This is a genomic window from Gordonia sp. (in: high G+C Gram-positive bacteria), assembly GCF_049647785.1.
GTDB lineage: Bacteria > Actinomycetota > Actinomycetes > Mycobacteriales > Mycobacteriaceae > Gordonia.
Map to the genome: position 1 here is coordinate 13,663 of NZ_JBARYI010000093.1, position 18,332 is coordinate 31,994.

The 18,332-nt window shown below is 63.0% G+C and carries 20 protein-coding genes; 10 read left to right on the forward strand and 10 right to left on the reverse strand.

What is annotated here, in order from left to right; all coding sequences use genetic code 11:
- The first annotated feature begins 23 nt into the window (after window positions 1-23).
- Window positions 24-1,118 (forward strand): UDP-N-acetylmuramate dehydrogenase, encoded by a 1,095-nt coding sequence (locus tag WBA38_RS16345; RefSeq protein WP_424323135.1) that lies wholly within the window; start codon window positions 24-26, stop codon window positions 1,116-1,118.
- A gap of 7 nt (window positions 1,119-1,125) precedes the next feature.
- Here the strand turns inward: WBA38_RS16345 and WBA38_RS16350 are convergent, their stop codons facing one another.
- From WBA38_RS16350 to WBA38_RS16370, 5 genes are all read right to left on the reverse strand, one after another.
- On the reverse strand, window positions 1,126-2,214 hold the full coding sequence (locus tag WBA38_RS16350) for an alpha/beta fold hydrolase (RefSeq protein WP_424294641.1): 1,089 nt from the start codon (window positions 2,212-2,214) through the stop codon (window positions 1,126-1,128).
- Window positions 2,211-2,996, reverse strand: coding sequence for a MerR family transcriptional regulator (locus WBA38_RS16355; protein ID WP_424294642.1), 786 nt, complete (start codon window positions 2,994-2,996; stop codon window positions 2,211-2,213). Before WBA38_RS16355 ends, WBA38_RS16350 begins: the two co-directional genes overlap by 4 nt.
- 10 nt (window positions 2,997-3,006) lie before the next feature.
- A complete protein-coding gene (locus tag WBA38_RS16360) occupies window positions 3,007-3,333 on the reverse strand; it encodes a DUF2516 family protein (RefSeq protein WP_424294643.1) in 327 nt (108 codons plus the stop codon).
- A gap of 9 nt (window positions 3,334-3,342) precedes the next feature.
- Entirely contained in the window at window positions 3,343-3,828 is a 486-nt protein-coding gene (locus tag WBA38_RS16365; RefSeq protein ID WP_424294644.1) for a helix-turn-helix domain-containing protein, read from the reverse strand.
- Between the two features lie 61 nt (window positions 3,829-3,889).
- Window positions 3,890-5,194 carry a DUF445 domain-containing protein gene (locus WBA38_RS16370; protein WP_424323136.1) on the reverse strand — a complete coding sequence of 435 codons (1,305 nt, stop codon included), beginning with the start codon at window positions 5,192-5,194 and terminating at the stop codon, window positions 3,890-3,892.
- A gap of 54 nt (window positions 5,195-5,248) precedes the next feature.
- Here WBA38_RS16370 and WBA38_RS16375 point away from each other — a divergent pair, with 54 nt between their 5' ends.
- Together WBA38_RS16375 and WBA38_RS16380 are read left to right on the forward strand one after the other, a co-directional pair.
- Window positions 5,249-6,025 carry a TetR/AcrR family transcriptional regulator gene (locus WBA38_RS16375; RefSeq protein WP_424294646.1) on the forward strand — a complete coding sequence of 259 codons (777 nt, stop codon included), beginning with the start codon at window positions 5,249-5,251 and terminating at the stop codon, window positions 6,023-6,025.
- Between the two features lie 15 nt (window positions 6,026-6,040).
- Window positions 6,041-6,901: a PPK2 family polyphosphate kinase gene (locus tag WBA38_RS16380; protein ID WP_424294647.1), complete on the forward strand. Its 861-nt coding sequence runs from the start codon at window positions 6,041-6,043 to the stop codon at window positions 6,899-6,901.
- A gap of 63 nt (window positions 6,902-6,964) precedes the next feature.
- Here WBA38_RS16380 and WBA38_RS16385 read toward each other — a convergent pair whose 3' ends face one another.
- The 4 genes from WBA38_RS16385 to WBA38_RS16400 all read right to left on the reverse strand — a co-directional run bounded on the left by WBA38_RS16385 (window position 6,965) and on the right by WBA38_RS16400 (window position 11,409).
- On the reverse strand, window positions 6,965-7,672 hold the full coding sequence (locus WBA38_RS16385) for a heparin-binding hemagglutinin (protein WP_424294648.1): 708 nt from the start codon (window positions 7,670-7,672) through the stop codon (window positions 6,965-6,967).
- A gap of 268 nt (window positions 7,673-7,940) precedes the next feature.
- Window positions 7,941-8,828 (reverse strand): 3-hydroxybutyryl-CoA dehydrogenase, encoded by an 888-nt coding sequence (locus WBA38_RS16390; protein WP_424294649.1) that lies wholly within the window; start codon window positions 8,826-8,828, stop codon window positions 7,941-7,943.
- A 153-nt stretch (window positions 8,829-8,981) separates the two neighbouring features.
- Window positions 8,982-10,274, reverse strand: coding sequence for an isocitrate lyase (gene aceA, locus WBA38_RS16395; protein ID WP_424294650.1), 1,293 nt, complete (start codon window positions 10,272-10,274; stop codon window positions 8,982-8,984).
- Between the two features lie 373 nt (window positions 10,275-10,647).
- The gene (locus tag WBA38_RS16400) at window positions 10,648-11,409 is read right to left on the reverse strand and encodes a hypothetical protein (RefSeq protein WP_424294651.1); all 762 of its coding nucleotides are present in this window, start codon (window positions 11,407-11,409) and stop codon (window positions 10,648-10,650) included.
- Window positions 11,410-11,446: 37 nt separating this feature from the next.
- Between WBA38_RS16400 and ramB the strand changes: the two genes are divergently transcribed.
- The 7 genes from ramB (at window position 11,447) to WBA38_RS16435 (ending at window position 17,385) form a co-directional block, all read left to right on the forward strand.
- Window positions 11,447-12,898, forward strand: coding sequence for an acetate metabolism transcriptional regulator RamB (ramB, locus tag WBA38_RS16405; protein WP_424294652.1), 1,452 nt, complete (start codon window positions 11,447-11,449; stop codon window positions 12,896-12,898).
- A 57-nt stretch (window positions 12,899-12,955) separates the two neighbouring features.
- Complete coding sequence (locus WBA38_RS16410) at window positions 12,956-13,489, forward strand: carboxymuconolactone decarboxylase family protein (protein ID WP_424294653.1); 534 nt, start codon at window positions 12,956-12,958, stop codon at window positions 13,487-13,489.
- Between the two features lie 12 nt (window positions 13,490-13,501).
- Entirely contained in the window at window positions 13,502-14,149 is a 648-nt protein-coding gene (locus tag WBA38_RS16415; protein WP_424294654.1) for a class I SAM-dependent methyltransferase, read from the forward strand.
- A 74-nt stretch (window positions 14,150-14,223) separates the two neighbouring features.
- On the forward strand, window positions 14,224-15,030 hold the full coding sequence (locus WBA38_RS16420) for a methyltransferase domain-containing protein (protein ID WP_424294655.1): 807 nt from the start codon (window positions 14,224-14,226) through the stop codon (window positions 15,028-15,030).
- Complete coding sequence (locus tag WBA38_RS16425; RefSeq protein ID WP_424294656.1) at window positions 15,027-15,371, forward strand: cupin domain-containing protein; 345 nt, start codon at window positions 15,027-15,029, stop codon at window positions 15,369-15,371. The genes WBA38_RS16420 and WBA38_RS16425 overlap by 4 nt, the downstream gene beginning before the upstream one ends.
- A 191-nt stretch (window positions 15,372-15,562) precedes the next feature.
- Window positions 15,563-16,168 (forward strand): TetR/AcrR family transcriptional regulator, encoded by a 606-nt coding sequence (locus tag WBA38_RS16430; protein ID WP_424323137.1) that lies wholly within the window; start codon window positions 15,563-15,565, stop codon window positions 16,166-16,168.
- Entirely contained in the window at window positions 16,165-17,385 is a 1,221-nt protein-coding gene (locus WBA38_RS16435; protein ID WP_424294658.1) for an NADH:flavin oxidoreductase, read from the forward strand. The genes WBA38_RS16430 and WBA38_RS16435 overlap by 4 nt, the downstream gene beginning before the upstream one ends.
- 4 nt (window positions 17,386-17,389) lie before the next feature.
- On the opposite strand, the gene WBA38_RS16440 is transcribed toward WBA38_RS16435, so the two are convergent.
- Entirely contained in the window at window positions 17,390-18,277 is an 888-nt protein-coding gene (locus WBA38_RS16440) for a DNA-3-methyladenine glycosylase family protein (protein WP_424323138.1), read from the reverse strand.
- Window positions 18,278-18,332: the final 55 nt, after the last annotated feature.

Genomic DNA, 18,332 nt, shown 5'->3' on the forward strand with positions numbered 1-18,332 from the left:
GAAGCCAGGCTACCGTTACTGGCGTGACTGATTCACACCACATGGCAAGTTCACCGGACACCACCCTCGCATCGTTGACGACCCTGCGCCTGGGCGGACCAGCCAAGGCTGTCATCGAGTGCGGTAGCACCGAGGCTTTGGTTCAGACCGTCCGTGACTTGGATGCCCGAGCCGAGTCCGTGCTGTTGATTGGCGGCGGCTCCAACCTGGTAATCGGCGATGACGGGTTCGACGGGACGGCGGTCGTTATCGCATCCTCCGGGATCGAGTATGGCGAGGAAGACGGCCGCCCGTTTGTCACCGCCGAAGCCGGAACTGACTGGGATGCGTTGGTCGCCGCCACCGTCGAATCCGGATTCGGTGGCCTTGAGTGCTTATCTGGAATCCCGGGGGCCGCGGGCACCACCCCGGTACAGAATGTTGGTGCCTACGGTGTCGAAGTGGCCGATGTCCTGCGCCGCGTTCGACTGCTTGACCGCACCACCGGAAATATTTCGTGGGTGGGTCCCGACGACCTCGAATTGGCCTACCGCACAAGCAATTTGAAGGGACGCGACAGCCAGGTAGTGCTGGCCGTCTCGTTCTGGCTCAATCCGGAACAGCGGTCGGCGCCCATCGCATACCGCGAGTTGGCACGTGCCATCGACGTCGCCGAGGGCGGCACCGCCAATGCTGCAGATGTCCGGTCGCGCGTCCTTGAATTAAGAGCAAGCAAGGGCATGGTGCTCGACCCCACCGACCATGACACGTGGAGCGCGGGGTCGTTTTTCACCAACCCGATCGTCGCCGAGGGCGACCTCGACGCCATTCTGAATCGCATCACCAACCGACTCGGTACCGACGTCTCCGTCCCGCGCTACCCCGCCGACGCCGGCGTGAAGCTCTCCGCGGGGTGGTTGATTGAGCGTGCAGGGTTCACCAAGGGCTTCCCGTCCGACGACGCTCCAGCACGCCTGTCAACCAAACACACGCTCGCATTGACGAACCGGGGGTCGGCCACGACCGCCGATCTGCTGGCCCTCGCCGGACGTGTGCGCGACGGAGTATGCGAAGCGTTCGGTGTCGAACTGCACCCCGAGCCCGTGTTCGTGAACTGCGCGATGCCCGAAAAAAACTAAGTGCCGGCTAGCCCGCTGCCACGCTCACGTCGGCGAGGAGTTCGTCAATCAGTGCGTTAAAGGCGTCGGCACGCTCGATCGGCACCATGTGGCCTGCGCCCTCATAGCTGGTGTAGGAGTGCAAGAAGCCGCGGCTGCTGAGGATGGTGGCCATCTCCTGAGCGTGCTTAACCGGCGTCAATAGATCCGCAGAGCCGACCACCACCGATGTCGGAACGGTGATCCGATCCAGCCCCGACAGCACGTCGAGCGGATACATTGCCGCGCCCCACGCCGCACGAGCCTTCGCCGAGCAGGCTGCGACGATCTCGTCGGTGAAATCGACGTAGGCCTTTCGCACCACCGGTCCCAATGTCACGTAATGGGAAAACAGCGAAGTCGTCGAGTTACTCGGCAGCGGAAGGGGCGCCGAAGTGAAGAACTTCGTCAGCACGGCCTTGCCCGGACGCGCCAGTGCAGGCAGCGAATCCGGGATCAGTTCTTGACGCTGGATCACGCCCAACCCAGCCGTGGAGACCAAAACGATGCCGGAAATCTTTTCTTCCATGCCCGCACCGAACTGCTGCGCCCACGACATGATGGTCATGCCGCCCATGCTGTGGCCCACCAGCACCGCACGCTTCCCCTCGGGGATCATTGCCTCAAGCACCGCCTGCAGGTCTTGCCCCAGCATGTCGACAGTCGGCCGGTTTGGGCCCAACTCCGACAGTCCGTGACCGCGTTGGTCGTAGGCGATGACCGGACGCGAGCTACCGAAGTGGTTGAACTGCGGGTTCCAGAACGAGGTATTGCACGTCCACCCGTGAATGAGGACCAAGATCTCGTCCGAGTCGTTCACATCGCCCGAGGCGACTACATGCAAGAGCGCACCATCCGGGGTGCCCACCACCGACGACCGCATGGCGTGCGTTGGCTGCTCCAGCAGCGGATCGGGTCCATCGTCGATCGGCTTCGGGTATTTGAGTACCTCGCGGAGCATCGCCGAGCCGGTGATTGCGAACTGTGCCGCCGTCGCCCCGGCGAGACCGATTGCGGAGTACAAGCCCCATCGCCGGGCGGTAGCCCATTTGCTGTTCGCCACGTTCTTCCCCGTCATTCCTTGACCTTCCCCATTTGATTCCCACCCGTACGGTCCGCCTCGACGTCGGCCTCACCTTCCACCGTCGCGTCGAAGAATTTGGTTGCCTCGCCAATCGCACGCGAGATCTCGTTATCGAGGGCGCGCATGAATGTGGTTTCTACGATCTCGTGCGCCATCGGTCGGACGGTCTGAATGAGTTCGGCGATCTTCGCCAGTTTTTCCTCACCCAGGTTTGGCAGGTTCTCGTCGAAATAGGTGTCGGTGATAATCGTGACGAAGCTGCGCGCCACATCCGTCAGGTCCTGCTCCACGCGCACCCACCGGTCGAGGAGGACATCGATGTCAATGCCGCCCTTCACCAGCGCTTCGGCACCCTCGAGCACTTCGGGATTCCGGATCGCGTAGTGCGTCCCATCCTTGGTCAGCAGCCCCAACTTTTGACTCAGGCTGATGGTGCGCTCACTGGCACCCAACGACTTCTTGAGCTCCGTGAAGGTGATGGTCGCCGCCCGTTTGAAGCTGCGAATGCGGCCGCCTTTGGCGGGTGCCCGCAACACGTGCTCCACCTTCATTCCGTAGTGAGCAGCGTGCAGCAATTCACTGATCGTGGCGAAGGTATAACCGCGTTCGAGCATGCGCGAAATCAGGTTCAGCCGGACAAGATGTTCGTCGGAGTACCAGCCCGTGCGACCGCGAATCGTCGGCGGCGGCAGCAGCCCGCGGTCCTGGTAGACGCGAATGTTCCGAACACTGACGCCGGAAACCTGGGCCAGTTCGTTGATGCGGAACTCGTTCATGTGCCAGCGTCTACGCGTTCTTCCGGAACCACGAACGACCGAGGACGTCGTCGACCCGGACTCGGACATCGACGACGTAAACGAGCACGGCCGTGACTGCTGCGAGGAAGAACATGAGGCCAAAGCCGAACGTGGCCTGAATCAGGAAGATGACCACAGCAGAGACGGCGAGGACAGCCACCCAAAAGGTCTTCGACTGCGCATCCACGGCGGTGAAGGCATCCGGTCGGGTGATTGCCGCGTGCACGAGTGCCACCAGGGCCGTAATCCCCGAGACGAGGGTGATGGCGATCAGGATGTACAACTGCGCGTAATGGACGAAAACTTCTGTGCTCACGATTCCACCTTAGTCACTTGAGGCCGACTCGGAATCGGCAGTGACCGCAGATTCGGCACGTGGCGAATCGGCAGTCGCGGCGACCGCGCCGTCGGTTTCCGACGTCGGGTTCTCGCGGCGGAAGGAATCGTAGATTTCCAACAGCATCTGCTTTTGCCGTTCGCTGATGGAACTGTCGGCGAGCAGCGCATCCCGGACCGGGCTGGCTGGCCGCGCCTCCAAGATCCCGGCCCGGACGTAGAGAACCTCCGCCGAAACGCGCAGCCCCTTGGCGATCTGCGAAAGCACGTCTGCGGACGGTTTACGCAGACCACGTTCGATCTGCGACAGGTACGGGTTGCTCACCCCGGCGCGCTCGGCAAGTTGGCGAAGCGAAACCTTGGCCGAGAGTCGTTGGCTGCGAATGAACTCGCCAATATCTTGCGCCGCGTTGGCGACCGCCTCAACGGTGCCTGCATCGGGTGCCCGGTCTGGATGCTTTGGATCGGATGTCATGTGGACGTAATGCCTCCTGCGGTCAAGTATCACCGCCGCCCGCTAACAGATGCAAGCACCGCTAGGAGAACAGGAGAACGGAAACCGTATAGATCGTGAGACCCGCCAGGGAGCCGACAACGGTGCCGTTGATCCGAATGAACTGCAAATCACGCCCCACCTGCAGTTCAATCTTCTGACTGGTCTCCTCCGCATCCCAGCCGCGCACAGTTTCGGTGATGACCGAGATGATCTCGGACGAATAGTTGTCAGCGATGTGGCGTGCGCCTCGAACTGTCCAGCCGTTCATTTTTGCCTGCAGCGGTTCGTCGTCGCGGATCCGCTGAGCCAACTGCACAACGGCGTCGGACAGCGAGGTGCGCAGCGTGGATGCGGGGTCGTCGAGCATCTGCTCGATGACGGCCTTGCCAGCCTGCCATGCGGTCGACGCCGCGCCTGTCACTTCATCGCGCCCAAGCAGTTCTTCTTTGAGCCCCTCAAACTTGGCGATCATGGCGTCGTCATATTGCAGGTCTTGAGCAAAGTCGGCGACAAACTTGCCCATCGCGAGCCGCAATTCATGGTTCGGATCCGACCGCACCTTGTAGGTGAATTCGGTGAGCTCGCGATAGATTTTGTCGCCGACCAGATTGTTGACGAACTTCGGCGTCCAGGCCGGACCGTCCCGGTCCACCACTCGATCCACCAGGGCCTGCGAACCGAGCGCCCACTCGTGGGCACGGTCGCACGCCAACTGGATGACCGGTTCCAGCCGGTCCTCGGAAACCAGTTGTTCGAGAATGCGCCCGGCTGGCGGCGCCCAGACCGGTTCTGCCGCCCATTTCAAAACTGCCTGGATAAAACGTTCGATGTCTTCATCGCCGAGCATTTCCGAACCCAGCCGGAACACCCGCGACACTTCGTCGTTCACGCGCTGTTTGTTGGCCGGATCGGCAACCCACGACGCGAGTCGGCGCGGTAGGTCGAGTGATTCGACGCGCGTCTCGATCACCTCGCGCGTCATGAAGTTCTCTTGGACGAAACCACCCAACTGATCACCGATCTGGTCCTTCTTGCGAGGGATCAGCGCGGTGTGCGGAATCGGCAGTCCGAGCGGCTGTCGAAATAGTGCAGTCACGGCAAACCAGTCGGCCAATGCGCCAACCATCCCGGCCTCCGCCGTGGCCCTAACGTAGCCAACCCACGTCGCGACGTCGGCACCGTCGCGGTGTTCCAGCCACCGCATAACGAAATAGATTACTGCCGCGAAAACCAGCAGGCCGGTGGCGACGATCTTCATTCGTCGCAGGTCACGGGCACGTTTTGCATCGGCCTCGGTCAGCCCAGCAGGCACTGACAGTGACGCGGGAGCACTCTGAGGTTGCATGAAGGTTGACGACACTCATCCAGTGTTCCGCACAAACTACTAGTCTTTCTAGTGATGCCCAACCCGCCGATCCCCACAAATGCCGCACGCGCCGCCGTGAATGCGGCCGCTGTCCTGACCCGCGAACTGGAACAGCGCATCCTCACCCCCGCCGTGGAAGCCGTCGCTTCGGACGGCCGCAAGCAGCGTTGGGAGGCTCACAAGCAGGAACGTCGGGCCGAATTAACCACCGGCACGATCGACGCCGTCCGCGCGCTAGGCCCGGATGCGGGGATGGACGACATCGCCCGCCACATTGGGGTGTCGAAGACGGTCCTGTACCGCTATTTCGCCGACAAGAACGACCTGGCCGCAGCGGTCACGCTCGCCTACGTGCAAACGACAGTGCTGCCCCGCCTGATCGAAGCACTCTCCGGAGACATCGGCGATTACCCGCTCGTCCGCGCGGTAATCCACGTCTATGTCGACATCGTCTCGACCGATCCGAACGTTTACCGGTTCACCATGAACCGCCCCGCTGGCAGTCGTGCGGTGGCCGCCGATGCCGAACGCATCTTTGCCGGGGCCCTCGCCTCCACGTTGCGGTCGCGACTCGCGTCCCGCGGCGCCAGCACCGCCGGCGCCGCTATTTGGGCGCAGGCGATGGTTGGTGCGGTCACGAACGCGGTACAGGAGTGGATTGCGGCCCCAGACCAGACGTCGGAAGCCATGGCCGACCAGTTGACGATGCTTATCTGGGGCGGCGTCGTCGCGATTGTGAACGCCGACGGTGACAGCGAACGCTTTTCTGCGAATCCGCCAATGTTCCTCCCCGTCGACACCAGCGAATAGTGAGAGGCTCCACTTGTGAGTAGTTCAGGTTCTTTGTGGTCGGTTCCGCCTTCGTCTGCGTTGCGCGTGCGCAACACCGGTCCCATCAGCGATTTTGATGCGAATTCGACGCCGGGATTCGACGGCGACCGGGGCGACGGCGAAGCCCTCCTCGCCAAGACCGGTGAGCGGTTGGCGCAGTTGCAGGAGATGCTTTACGCCGAAGGCCGCTCGGGCGGCAACCGCTCGGTGCTGCTGGTGCTGCAAGGCATGGATACCGCAGGCAAGGGTGGCATCGTCCGGCACGTCGGAGGATTGATGGATCCGCAGGGTTTGTCCGTAGTCGGCTTCGGAAAACCCACCGCCGAGGAACTCTCCCACGACTTTCTGTGGCGCATCCACCGCGCACTTCCGGGCGCTGGCAGGATCGGCATCTTTGACCGTTCACATTACGAAGATGTGCTGCCTGTTCGGGTTCACAATCTGGTTCCCGAGGACACCTGGCGGGCTCGCTACCAACTGATCAACGATTTCGAAGCCGAACTGGTTGCCGCCGGCACAACGGTCATTAAGTGCGCGCTGGTCGTGTCAAAGGAGGAGCAGCGCGCTCGCCTCACCGAGCGTCTAGAGCGGCCCGATAAGTTCTGGAAGTACAATCCGAACGACGTCGACGAGCGCGCCCTTTGGGACGACTATCTCGCGGCCTACCAGGACATATTCGATCTCACCGACACCGAAACTGCGCCGTGGTTCATGATTCCGGCCGACCGCAAATGGTTCTCGCGCCTAGCCGTGTCCGAACTGCTGCTGGATGCACTGGATTCACTCGACTTGGAGTGGCCGCCCGCACAGTTCGACGTGAAGGTCGAAAAGCGGCGCGTCGCCGAGATGAGTTAAGCGGGAAGACGCAACTGAGCCCCGACACCGTGACGTGTCGGGGCTCAGTTTCTACAACTGGTCTTACTTAGCGGTGGGCTCTGCCTTCTTGGCTGCGGGAGCAGCCTTCTTGGCGGGAGCAGCCTTCTTCGCAGCAGGCTTCGCTGCAGCGGCCGGCTTGCGGGTGGCAGCGGCGCTGACCTTCTTAGCGGCGGCATCGGCGTCAGCCTTGGCCTTGACTCCTGCTTCTTCGATGTCAGCAGCGGCGTCGAGCAGCTTGTCCGAAACCTCGTCTGCGGCAACAGCGGCATCTTCAACGCGATCGGCAGCGCGGCCAGCCAGAGCAGCAGCGCGCTCGCCGACGGAGCGGGTCTGCGACGAGACGGCGCCGAGCGCATCCTCGGTCAGCTCAACAGCTTCCTGGTAGACCTTCTCGACGCGAGCGATGTTCTCCTCGACGTACGGGGTCTGACGGAGACGCTCCACAGCGCCTTCGCCGCGCTCAGCAAGCGTGTTGTACAGGCCGGTTGTGGCCTCGATGTACGGGTTTGCGACCTTGAGGATTTCCTCGGTGGTCAGCTTGCCGCGGATTTCCTCGATGCTCGGGAAGTCGGTCGGCAGTTCAGTCAAGCGGGTACGAGTCTCGTCGAGACGAGCCTGGGTGCGCTCACGCGAAGCCTGTGCGCGGGCCTTCAGCTCGGCGAGTGCGTCCTTGACTTCCTGGACAGCGACATCGCCAGCGCCGACGACGGCGTAGACCGGGGTGGGGAAAGTACGTTCGGCGGTGCTCATGGCAACTCCTTGCATTGCTTTGGATCGGGTAATACCAGCATGCCGCAAAGTGCTAACTAAAGCTAGCGCTACAGCTAGCAGAGTGGTCCATATCACCGGGAGTTCGCCGGCAGACTCGTGGATTTTTGTCGTCTGAACAGCGGAGTTAGCTGGTCGCTACATTCCCACCAGCCTGATTAAATTAGCTAACCGCTAGCAAACGTCGGCCGCAGAGTCCCAGTCTTCCCCGAGTTGTCAGCACCCAGTGCGACAACCAGCGGCAAGCGCTTCAGCGCGACACGACGGCCGGCTCGTCGTACGTGTAGAAACCGTGGCCCGACTTCTTCCCCAGTCGTCCAGCCTCCACCATCCGCAGCAGCACCGATGGCGGCGAGTACAGCGGCTCCTTGAACTCGTCGTACATTTTGTCGGCAATCGCCTTGACGGTGTCGAGTCCAACCAGATCGGCGAGCTTCAACGGGCCCATCGGGTGGGCGCATCCGAGCACCATCGCCTTGTCGATATCTTCCACTGTCGCAAAGCCGCTCTCGACCATCCGCACCGCCGACAGCAGGTACGGAACCAGGAGTGCGTTGACGACGAAACCCGAGCGATCCGCCGAGCGGACCACCTGCTTACCGAGGACGTCGTAGGCGAATGCTTCGGCCCGCGCGCTGACCTCGTCGGAGGTCATCAGCGTCGTCACTAGTTCAACCAAGGGCAGCACCGGAACGGGATTAAAGAAGTGCATTCCGATCACGCGGTGCGCATTCTCGGTGGCCATCCCCAACTTCATGATCGGGATGGACGAAGTATTTGAGGCGAGGACCGCATTCGGGTCTGTCACCACTTTGTCGAGCGCACCAAAGACGGCAGCCTTCACGTCTTCGTCTTCGACAATCGCCTCGACAACCAACTGCCGGTCGGCGAAGTCGTCGAGGTCAGAGGTGAAGCGCAGACGCCACGATGCCTGTTCACGCTCACGCTCGGTCAGTTTTCCGCGACTGACGCCGCGGTCAAGCGACTCCATAATTCGAGCTCGGCCAGCGGCCAGCAACTCCCGCGATGACTCGTACACCAGCACGTCAACATTGGCCCTGGCGCAGACCTCAGCGATGCCCGCACCCATCTGACCGGCACCGATAATGCCGACGCGCGAAATCTTCTCGCTTGTCATGTCAAGGCTCCTGCCGTGTTATGCGCGGTCACGCCGAAGTACTGGAAGTCCAATAGATGCAATGAACCCGGGGCACATGGGGACTAATCCCTCCCAGTGCCCCGGGTTCAATAGCAGTCGTCAACCTCTAGCGAAGAAAGGTTGAATCAGTTCCTAGTGGAACTGGCCCTCTTCGGTCGAGCCCTTGAGGGCTGCGGTCGAGGTGTTCGGGTCGACGGTGGTGGCGATGCGGTCGAAGTAACCGGCGCCAACCTCACGCTGGTGCTTGGTGGCGGTGTAACCGCGCTCCTCAGCAGCGAACTCGCGCTCCTGCAGGTCCACGTATGCCTTCATCTGCTCGCGAGCGTAGCCGTGGGCCAGATCGAACATCGAGTAGTTGAGGGCGTGGAAGCCGGCGAGGGTGATGAACTGGAACTTGAAGCCCATCGCGCCGAGCTCGTTCTGGAACTTGGCGATCGTGTCGTCGTCCAGGTGCTGCTTCCAGTTGAACGAAGGCGAGCAGTTGTAGGCCAGGAGCTGGTCCGGGAACTCAGCCTTGACCGACTCGGCGAACTTCTTGGCGAGCTCGAGGTCGGGCTTGCCGGTTTCCATCCAGATCAGGTCGGCGTACGGTGCGTAAGCCTTGGCGCGAGCGATGCAGGGCTCGATGCCGTTCTTGACGCCGTAGAAGCCTTCGGAGGTGCGAGTGCCGTCCAGGAACGGGCGGTCGCGCTCGTCCACATCCGAGGTGATCAGGGTGGCAGCCTCAGCGTCGGTGCGGGCGATCACGACGGTGGGGGTGTTGGCGACGTCGGCAGCAAGGCGAGCCGAGGTCAGGGTACGGATGTGCTGCTGGGTGGGGATCAGCACCTTGCCGCCGAGGTGGCCGCACTTCTTCTCCGAGGCGAGCTGATCTTCCCAGTGGGTACCTGCGGCACCGGCGGCGATCATGGCCTTCTGGAGTTCGTACACGTTGAGTGCGCCACCGAAGCCAGCTTCACCGTCGGCGACGATCGGGACGACCCAGTTGTCGACGGCGTCGTCGCCTTCGACCTTGGCGATCTCATCGGCGCGCAGCATCGCGTTGTTGATGCGACGGACGACGGACGGGACCGAGTTCGCCGGGTACAGCGACTGGTCCGGGTAGGTGTGACCCGAGAGGTTCGCGTCACCGGCGACCTGCCAACCGGACAGGTAGATGGCCTTCAGGCCCGCGCGGACCTGCTGCACGGCCATGTTGCCGGTGAGGGCGCCAAGTGCGTTGATGTAGCTGTCGTCACCCTTGGTGACGCCTTCCCAGAGGATTTCAGCGCCACGACGAGCGAGGGTGTGCTCCTCGACGACGTTGCCCTGGAGCTCAACGACCTGCTCGGCAGTGTAGTCGCGAGTGATGCCCTTCCAGCGGGGGTTAGTGTCCCAATCCTGCTGGATTTCCGCGGCGGTACGCGGCTTTCCGACGTTGCTCATAGCCTTCGCTTTCGTTAGAACTGCTCGATCGCAGCGCTTTGAGGGTTTAAGGTCCAGTCGATTCTTGCGAACCGGTTGGCACCTTGAGGCGTTGCCTGGCACTAGGTTGCCATATGACAAAGTCCCAGGTCCAGCCCTTGACAGGTGTTAATCACGACCAGGTTACTGGCGAGTTCTGTAAATCTTGCAAAGTTCGACTAGCGGCCCGCGACACGGGTTTCGCTAAAAAGTACGCGCGTACTGGGAAAACCTTCGGGCCATCCGACAGCCCCCGACGAGATAGTCGAGAAATGTCCGACTCAAGCGGCCCGAAAGAATGTGTTGTACTTCACACCCCAGATGTGACGCAGGCGAAAGAAATCAACGACGAAGGTCAGCGAGAAGCGCGTGCGATGGCGTCGCGCACGAGTTCGGCAAACGCCGCGTCCGACATTGGTGCGGGTGCGGCGGCTCCCCCGGGTGATTCGATTTCCTGAGCGGAAACGCCCACCTGAAGGGTCACCACATCCCCGTTGGGCCGCTTCACCAGAACATTGCCCATCAGGCCCGTTCGCGCGCGGGGCGTGCCACCCGGGAGCGTGGTCCTCGACTCACTGCGAACCAGGAACGACTGCTCCACGGTCGGCTCGACGATGGCTGGCAGCTCAGTGGTCGTCGTGACGATCGAAGCTCCAGCCAAAGTTCCCTTGCTCGGCGTGGCCGTCACCACGCGACACGGCCCAGTGGTGGCACGACGGTCGGCATCGATGTCGCGGCGCACCGATGAAATCAGCTCACTGAACGTGCCGTCCTGCGCCGTACCCACCAACAACGCCGAGTTCCCTTCGTTCAGCAGCGGATTGAACGCCGCATCCGCGGTCGGCGCGCACTCCGCGGGGACAAAGGCGACGGTCGTCGACTGTTCCAGGGTGGCCCGGTTAGCCCTGATGAGGTCGTCGACGGTCATCGTTGCCACGGTGAAATTCGCTGGCATCTGGTCGGAGGTGATCAGCAAGTCCGGCAGCGACAGGTTCTCACTGGCGTCCGACCCACAGGCCGCGGTCGTGGCGATGGTTACGGCCGCTACCGCGACGGCGACAACGCGGGATAGGCCAACACGGGACAGGCGGATGCGGGGCGAGTAGCTGCGGGACACACCGGCACGGTACCCCGCAGTGCGAAGATGGGCAGTTATGAGCGGCAATCAGGCCCCCAATCAGGTAGCCAGTCCGAAGATGTTTGTCGGCGGTCGGATACGCGGACTGCGTGCCGACCGCGGCCTCTCGCAGCAGGCACTCGCCGGCGTCCTCGGGATTTCCGCGTCGTACCTAAACCAAATCGAGCACGACAACCGGCCGTTAACCGGATCGGTTCTGGCCCGGATCACCGAGGCGTACGGCCTCGACATCGACTTCTTCGACCCCCAGGACGACGTCCGGTTGGTCGCCGAGCTTCGCGAAGCGCTGCTCGACGAAGATCTCGACATCGACCATGCCGCGCGCGATACCGACGAGGTCACCAGCTTTGTCGCGACGCATCGATCTCTCGCCGAGGCGATGGCCGCCATCCACCGGCACTATCGGGTGGTCTCGGAGCAGTTGGCGGCGGCGACGTCGGGGCGCGGAGATCAAGAACAGCGCGGATCGATCAGCGCGCCACACGAAGAGGTCCGGAACTTCTTCTATCAGCGTCGCAATTACATTCATGAACTCGACGAGGCCGCGGAAGACCTCACGACCCGCATGCGGATGCACTCGGCGGACTTGCGTGCCGGACTCGCAGCACGACTGCAAGATCGCCACGGGGTCCGGATCGAGCGGCGCGTGGATCTAGGCGACAATGTGCTGCACCGTTTCGACCCCGACGCCAAGCTGATCGAGTTTTCCGCGGCCCTGTCTTCCGGTCAGCGCGCGATGAAGATCGCTGCGGAACTGGGATTTCTGGAGTTTGGCGATCTCATCGAGGAACTCGTGGCAGCCGCGAACTACACCACCGAAGACGCCGCGACGCTGGCCAGACTGGGATTGGCGAACTACTTCGCGGCGGCCGCGGTGCTCCCCTACAGCCAGTTCCATGGGCTCGCCGAGGACTTCCGGTACGACATCGAGCGGTTGTCGGCGTTCTATGCGGTCTCGTACGAAACCGTGTGCCACCGCCTATCAACACTGCAGCGGCCGAGCATGCGCGGCGTCCCGTGGACGTTCGTCCGCGTTGACCGGGCTGGAAACATGTCAAAACGTCAGTCCGCCACCGGTTTTCACTTCTCGTCTTCCGGCGGCACCTGCCCCCTGTGGAATGTGTACGAGACGTTTGGGTCGCCGGGCAAGATCCTCACCCAGATCACCGAAATGCCCGACGGTCGCCAATACTTCTGGATCTCACGGACGGTCGAGCGTCGTGCGGCCCGCTACGGACAGCCCGGCAAGACGTTCGCGATCGGCATGGGCTGCGAGCTCCGCCATGCCGGGCGGGTGGTCTACTCCGACGGTCTGGAGTTGGATGACGACGCCCGCGCCACCCCGATCGGCGCGGGCTGTCGTGTCTGCGATCGACAAAACTGCCCGCAGCGGGCGTTCCCGCCGCTCGGTGTGGAACTGCACCTGGAAGAGCACCGGAGCACTATCTCGCCGTACACCACGTCCTGAGTGTCACGGAAGCGCAGACACTCGACCCCGAGCGAGACGGTCGACTAGGTTTGTCCCATGAGCACACCTCGCATTGCCCCTGGCTCGTTCGGCGAGCTCGGACCGATCAATTGGCTCCTGGTTCGGGCGATCTCCGCTGGCGCGGGCACCCGGGACGCGAAGATATTCTCGACGCTTGGCCGCAGCAAGGGACTGTTCCGCGGGTGGTTGCACTTCTCGTCGCGGATGATGCCGTTCGGTGAACTATCGCGCCGCGAGTCGGAAATGATCATTATTCGCGTGGCCCACCTGCGCGGATCCGACTACGAACTCGACCATCACCGACGGTTGGGCGCCAAGGCCGGGATCGATAGCGCCGAGTTCGAGCGGATCATTGAGGGGCCAGACGCCGGTTGGGGCGACCGCCAGCGCACCCTGCTGCTGGCCGTCGACGAGTTGGTCGGCACGCGAGATCTGTCGGATCCGACGTGGGATTCCCTGCGTCGTCACCTCACTGAGCGCAAGGCGATCGCGTTCACGCTGCTGGTGGGCCAGTACGACATGCTCGCCACCACCATTTCCACGCTGCGCATCGCGCGCGACCAGTTCTGAACGGGCACAATGGTGACGTCACTCGCGCAGCGGCTGATGGGCAACGCGGCGTTCTCGCAGATCTATGAGCATTTGTGGCGCCCGGTATTCACCCGCGGGTTCAGCCTCGGCGGCCCCGAAACGCAAGACTACGATCGGGCCCTGCGCGCCTACCTGGCTCGTCCGGGCGACCGCACTGTGCTCGATATCGCCTGCGGTCCCGGCAATTACAGCGAGGATGCCGCGGCCGGACTCACCGGCGATGGCCGTTATATCGGCCTCGACTATTCGATGCCAATGCTCGCGCAGGCACAGTCTCGGCATCGCCTCCCGCGGATTTCGTATGTGCGAGGAGACGCGCATTTCCTCCCGGTCGCGGACAACTCCATTGACACCGTCATGTGTTTGGCCGCGCTCTATCTCATCCCGAATCCCCTTCCGGTGCTCGACGAGATGGCACGCGTCCTCAAGCCCGGCGGAGAGTTGATCATCTTCACTTCGGTCGAGGCATCGATCGCCGCACTTCCCGGCGCCAGGACCGCCATCGGGTGGTCTGGCCTGCGGATTTTCGGCAAGCGGGAACTGCTCGTCCAACTCCAGTCGCTCGGCCTAGAGCACATCGAACAGACCATAACCGGCGTCGGGCAATACATTCACGCGAGGAAACCGAAGCCCCAATAGTCAGGGCACCCTTCCCTATGTAGGCAACCTGAGGCTAACCTAACTCTGGAACGATCCCTCAGTTAGGAGAGACGATGTCTCAAGCGAGTACCACCGGAGCCCTTCCCCTTGAGGGACGTCGCGATGAAGATCTGCCCGGCCACTGGCTTCTGGCGCGCATGGGCAAGCGCGTGCTGCGGCCCGGCGGATTGGAGCTGACCGAGCAAATGCTCGCCGACGCCGACTTGGCCGACGCCGACGTCGTCGAACTGGCACCGGGCCTCGGCAAGACCGCGACGGAGATCCTCTCCCGCAACCCCAAGAGCTACGTCGGGATCGAGGCCGATCCGCAGGCCGTCGCATTGACGAGTGCCGCGATCGCCGGTCGCGGTGCGGTCCATGAGGCCGAGGCCGAGGCAACCGGGCTCGCCGACGACTCCGCCGATGCTGTCGTCGGTGAAGCGATGCTGACGATGCAGACCGATCGCGGTAAGACCGAAATCATTAACGAGGCGTTCCGCGTCTTGCGGCCCGGCGGCCGCTACGCGATCCACGAGTTGGCTTTACATCCCGACACCCTGCCCGACGAGGCGAAGACGGAGATTCGCAAAGCGCTCGCGCGGTCAATCAAGGTGAATGCCCGACCGCTCACCGAGCGGGAGTGGCGCACCATTCTCGAAGATGCCGGCTTCGTCGTTGAGAAGGTCGGTTTCGCACCGATGGCGCTGCTGGAGACGCGTCGGGTCATTGCCGACGAGGGTATCGTTGGAACCCTGAAGATCGTGGTCAACGTCTTGCGGAATGGCGCCGCACGCAAACGCATCCTGGCGATGCGCAGCGTCTTCAATAAGTACCAGCACGAGATGGCCGCCATTGAACTGATCGCGAGGAAGCCTAAATGACGTCGCTCGATGTATCTCCGAGTGCTTTCAGCTACTTGACGGAACTGAACGCACCCAACACCGACGGCACGGGCCCCAAGCCGTGGGTTAAGCGGATACATAAGAGCGACTCGGAGACCGTTGTCCGACTGTCATTTGTGGCCGGACAGGTTATGGCCGAACACATGGCCGTCCACCCGATCATCGTGCTGGGCCAGTTCGGCGAGATCGACTTCACCGTCCAGGGCACCACCGTCCGCCTCCAGCCGGGCACTGCCATCCGCGTCGACGCCCGCACCAAGCACGAACTGACCGCCGTCACCGACGGCACCGTCACCCTCATCGTCATCCACGGCCACTAGCCCGCGCCCCTTTTTCCTCGCTCCGCTCGTCCCCCTTTTCTGTCACGATTCGACCAGACCGTCACCGATCACCCCGATCGGTGACGGTCTGGTTGTTTCTGAGGACCGCTTTGTGACAGAAATGCGCCGCTCGGCACCGCAGATTCAATCAGTGATTGAAACAACGATTCAATCTGTGTTTGAATACCGACATGCCCGCAACCACTCCCTCGCAAACCACACGGGAGAAATTGCTCGACGCCGCCGAGGCCCTGCTCCTTCAGGACGGATACGACGCCGTATCCGTTCGCCGGATCTGCACGCGCGCCAGCGCCAATTCCGCAGCTGTGCACTACCACTTCGGGTCCAAGGAACAGCTGGTCGCGAATCTTCTGGAAACTCGCCTGGCCTCGGTGTGGGCTGGCGGGCTCGACGAAGCGATCGCCGGGCCGCCAAGCGTCCCCGCCCTCGTCGACGCCATCCTCGCACCGATGGAAGAACTCCTCGCCGACCCGATTGGCGCGGTACGACTGTCGCTTCTCTCGCGGTTTGTTCTCACCAATCCCACCGCCGAGTGGCAGACCACCTGGTTTGACCTGGACGTATGGGCCCAGGCCCTGACTCGTGCCATCCCGGGACTCAGTCTCACCGATGCTCGACGACGCTGCCGCGTTGCATTCTCCCTGCTGCTGGCGCAGTTCGGACCGGGCGTCCCGCTACCTCCGACGGCCGCTGCGGCCCTCCGCCAATTCTTAACCGCCGGCTTGTCCGGCCCCTCTGCCCCACAGCCCAATTCCGACGAAGAAAGTTTGCGATGACCAACCCTTTTGCCCCCGCCAAGTTGGGGCCGCTGACCCTGCGCAATCGCCTCATCAAATGCGCGACCTTCGAGGGTATGACTCCCGACGCTTTGGTCACCGATGAGCTGATCAATTTTCACCGGGAGCATGCCGCTGGCGGCGTCGCGATCAGTACGGTCGCGTACTGCGCGGTGTCGCCCGAGGGGCGAACGGATCGTCACCAGATCTGGATGCGCCCGGAGGCTGTTGACGGCCTCCGCAAGCTCACCGGTGCCATTCATGCCGAGGGCGCCTTGGCCGCAGCCCAGTTGGGCCATGCTGGTCCCGTCGCGAACTCGGTGTCGAACCGCGCCAAGGCCCTCGGGCCCGGCGCTATCCCCGCACCGATGGGTATGTCATTGACGCAGAAGCTGACCGTCGAAGACATCGCCGACCTGCGCAAGAAGTTCGCGACCGCAGCCAAGATCGCCGTCGATTCCGGCTTCGACGCGCTCGAGGTGCATTGCGGGCACAATTACCTGATCAGCTCGTTCTTGTCGCCGCTGCTGAACCACCGTCGCGATGACTACGGCGGTCCGATCGCCAATCGAGCACGACTGGCGCGCGAGGTTCTGGAATCGGTCCGCGAGGCCGTCGGACCGGATGTGGCCGTGTGGGCCAAACTCAACATGTACGACGGCGTCGGGAAGCCGGGGCCCGGTCGTGCCGCGAAGCCGTGGCGCGGTTTCAACGTCGACGATGCCTGCGAGACCGCCCGCATGTTCGAGGCCGACGGCTTTATCGACGCGATTGAGCCGACGGCGGGTTCGTCACTGCTGAATCCGATGTACCTGTTCCACGGCAAGGCACCTCGGAAGGAGTTCGCTGCAGCATTCTCGGGCATCATGCGCGCCGGGCTAAAGGCTGGTGGGCCGGTGTTCCTGAAGCACTACCCGTACCACGACGCCTACCTGATGCCGCTGGCACGCGAGTTGCGCAAGTCGGTCTCACTCCCGGTCATCTTGCTCGGTGGTGTCACCAATCGCGCCACCATGGATCGCGCGCTCGACGAAGGCTTCGACTTTGTGGCGATGGGTCGGGCACTGCTCCGCGAGCCCGACCTGCCGCTGCGCATCGAAGCCGACCCGGAAACTAAGTCGCAGTGTGTCCACTGCAATCTGTGCATGCCCACGATCTACAGCCAGACGCGCTGCCCGATCCGCACCGGCGAAGTTCCCGACCCGCTGGCACCGTAGGTCGTCACATTCGACGATAGTCGCGCACGGACATGCGGGGCCCGCGCCGCTCGGGCATCCCGGCCCCGAGTTCGCACAGTCGGATCACTCGATAGCGTTGTCCGGCATAGGGTTCCAGTAGTTCAAGCATGCCGTCGTCGTCGACTTTTTCGCCCGCCAGCGCCATCCCGACGACCGACGGCGTGTGGTAGTCGCCGACGGGTACCGCGTCGGGATCGCCGACGGCGCGAATGCGGGTGTGCGCGGCGGTCCAGAGCCCGACGCCAGGCAGCGCGGTGAGACGATCGGCCTTGGTTTCGACGTCGACTGCCGCCGCCGTGCGAATGGTTTTGGCGCGGATGGCTTCCAGTCCGCTTCGATGCCAGTCGGATTCGGTGATGTCCCGCCACCGTTGTCGCGGCGGCGGGACGCGCATGTCGTCGGGCACGGGACCGGGCGCACGTTCGGCGTACTTGGTAAGTAGGTAGCGCCACGCACGGTATGCCTCGGTGCCGGTGACTTTCTGCTCGATCACTGCACCGACGAGGGCCTCCCACACCCGGTCGGTCCGCCCGATCCGCAGATTCGGGACTTTGGCGGCAAGTCGTTCGACGACGGCGTCGCGCGGGATGAACTGTGTCGGATCGTCTGCTGCGCCGAGCATTTTTGGGGCGGTGTCAATCAGCCAGGCTGCGCCCGGCCCCCAGGCGCGGGCGATTAGTTCCGTTCCGGCACCGGTCGCGATCGTCACTGTTCCCGGTCCGTCGGGGGTGTGTACGGCGCGCCACACCGACCCATCGGCGGCGACACGGAACGCTGGATCGCCGCTGCCCCGTTGATGGATTGCCAGCATGGCCCGCACCGGAGTTCGAGTCGACGTCGTCCACCGTCGTTCCAGTTTCTGTGCCGCCACGCCTCCCATTGTGCCCGCCCTACCTGTTCTCGCATGATGCGTCGATTCCCGCACT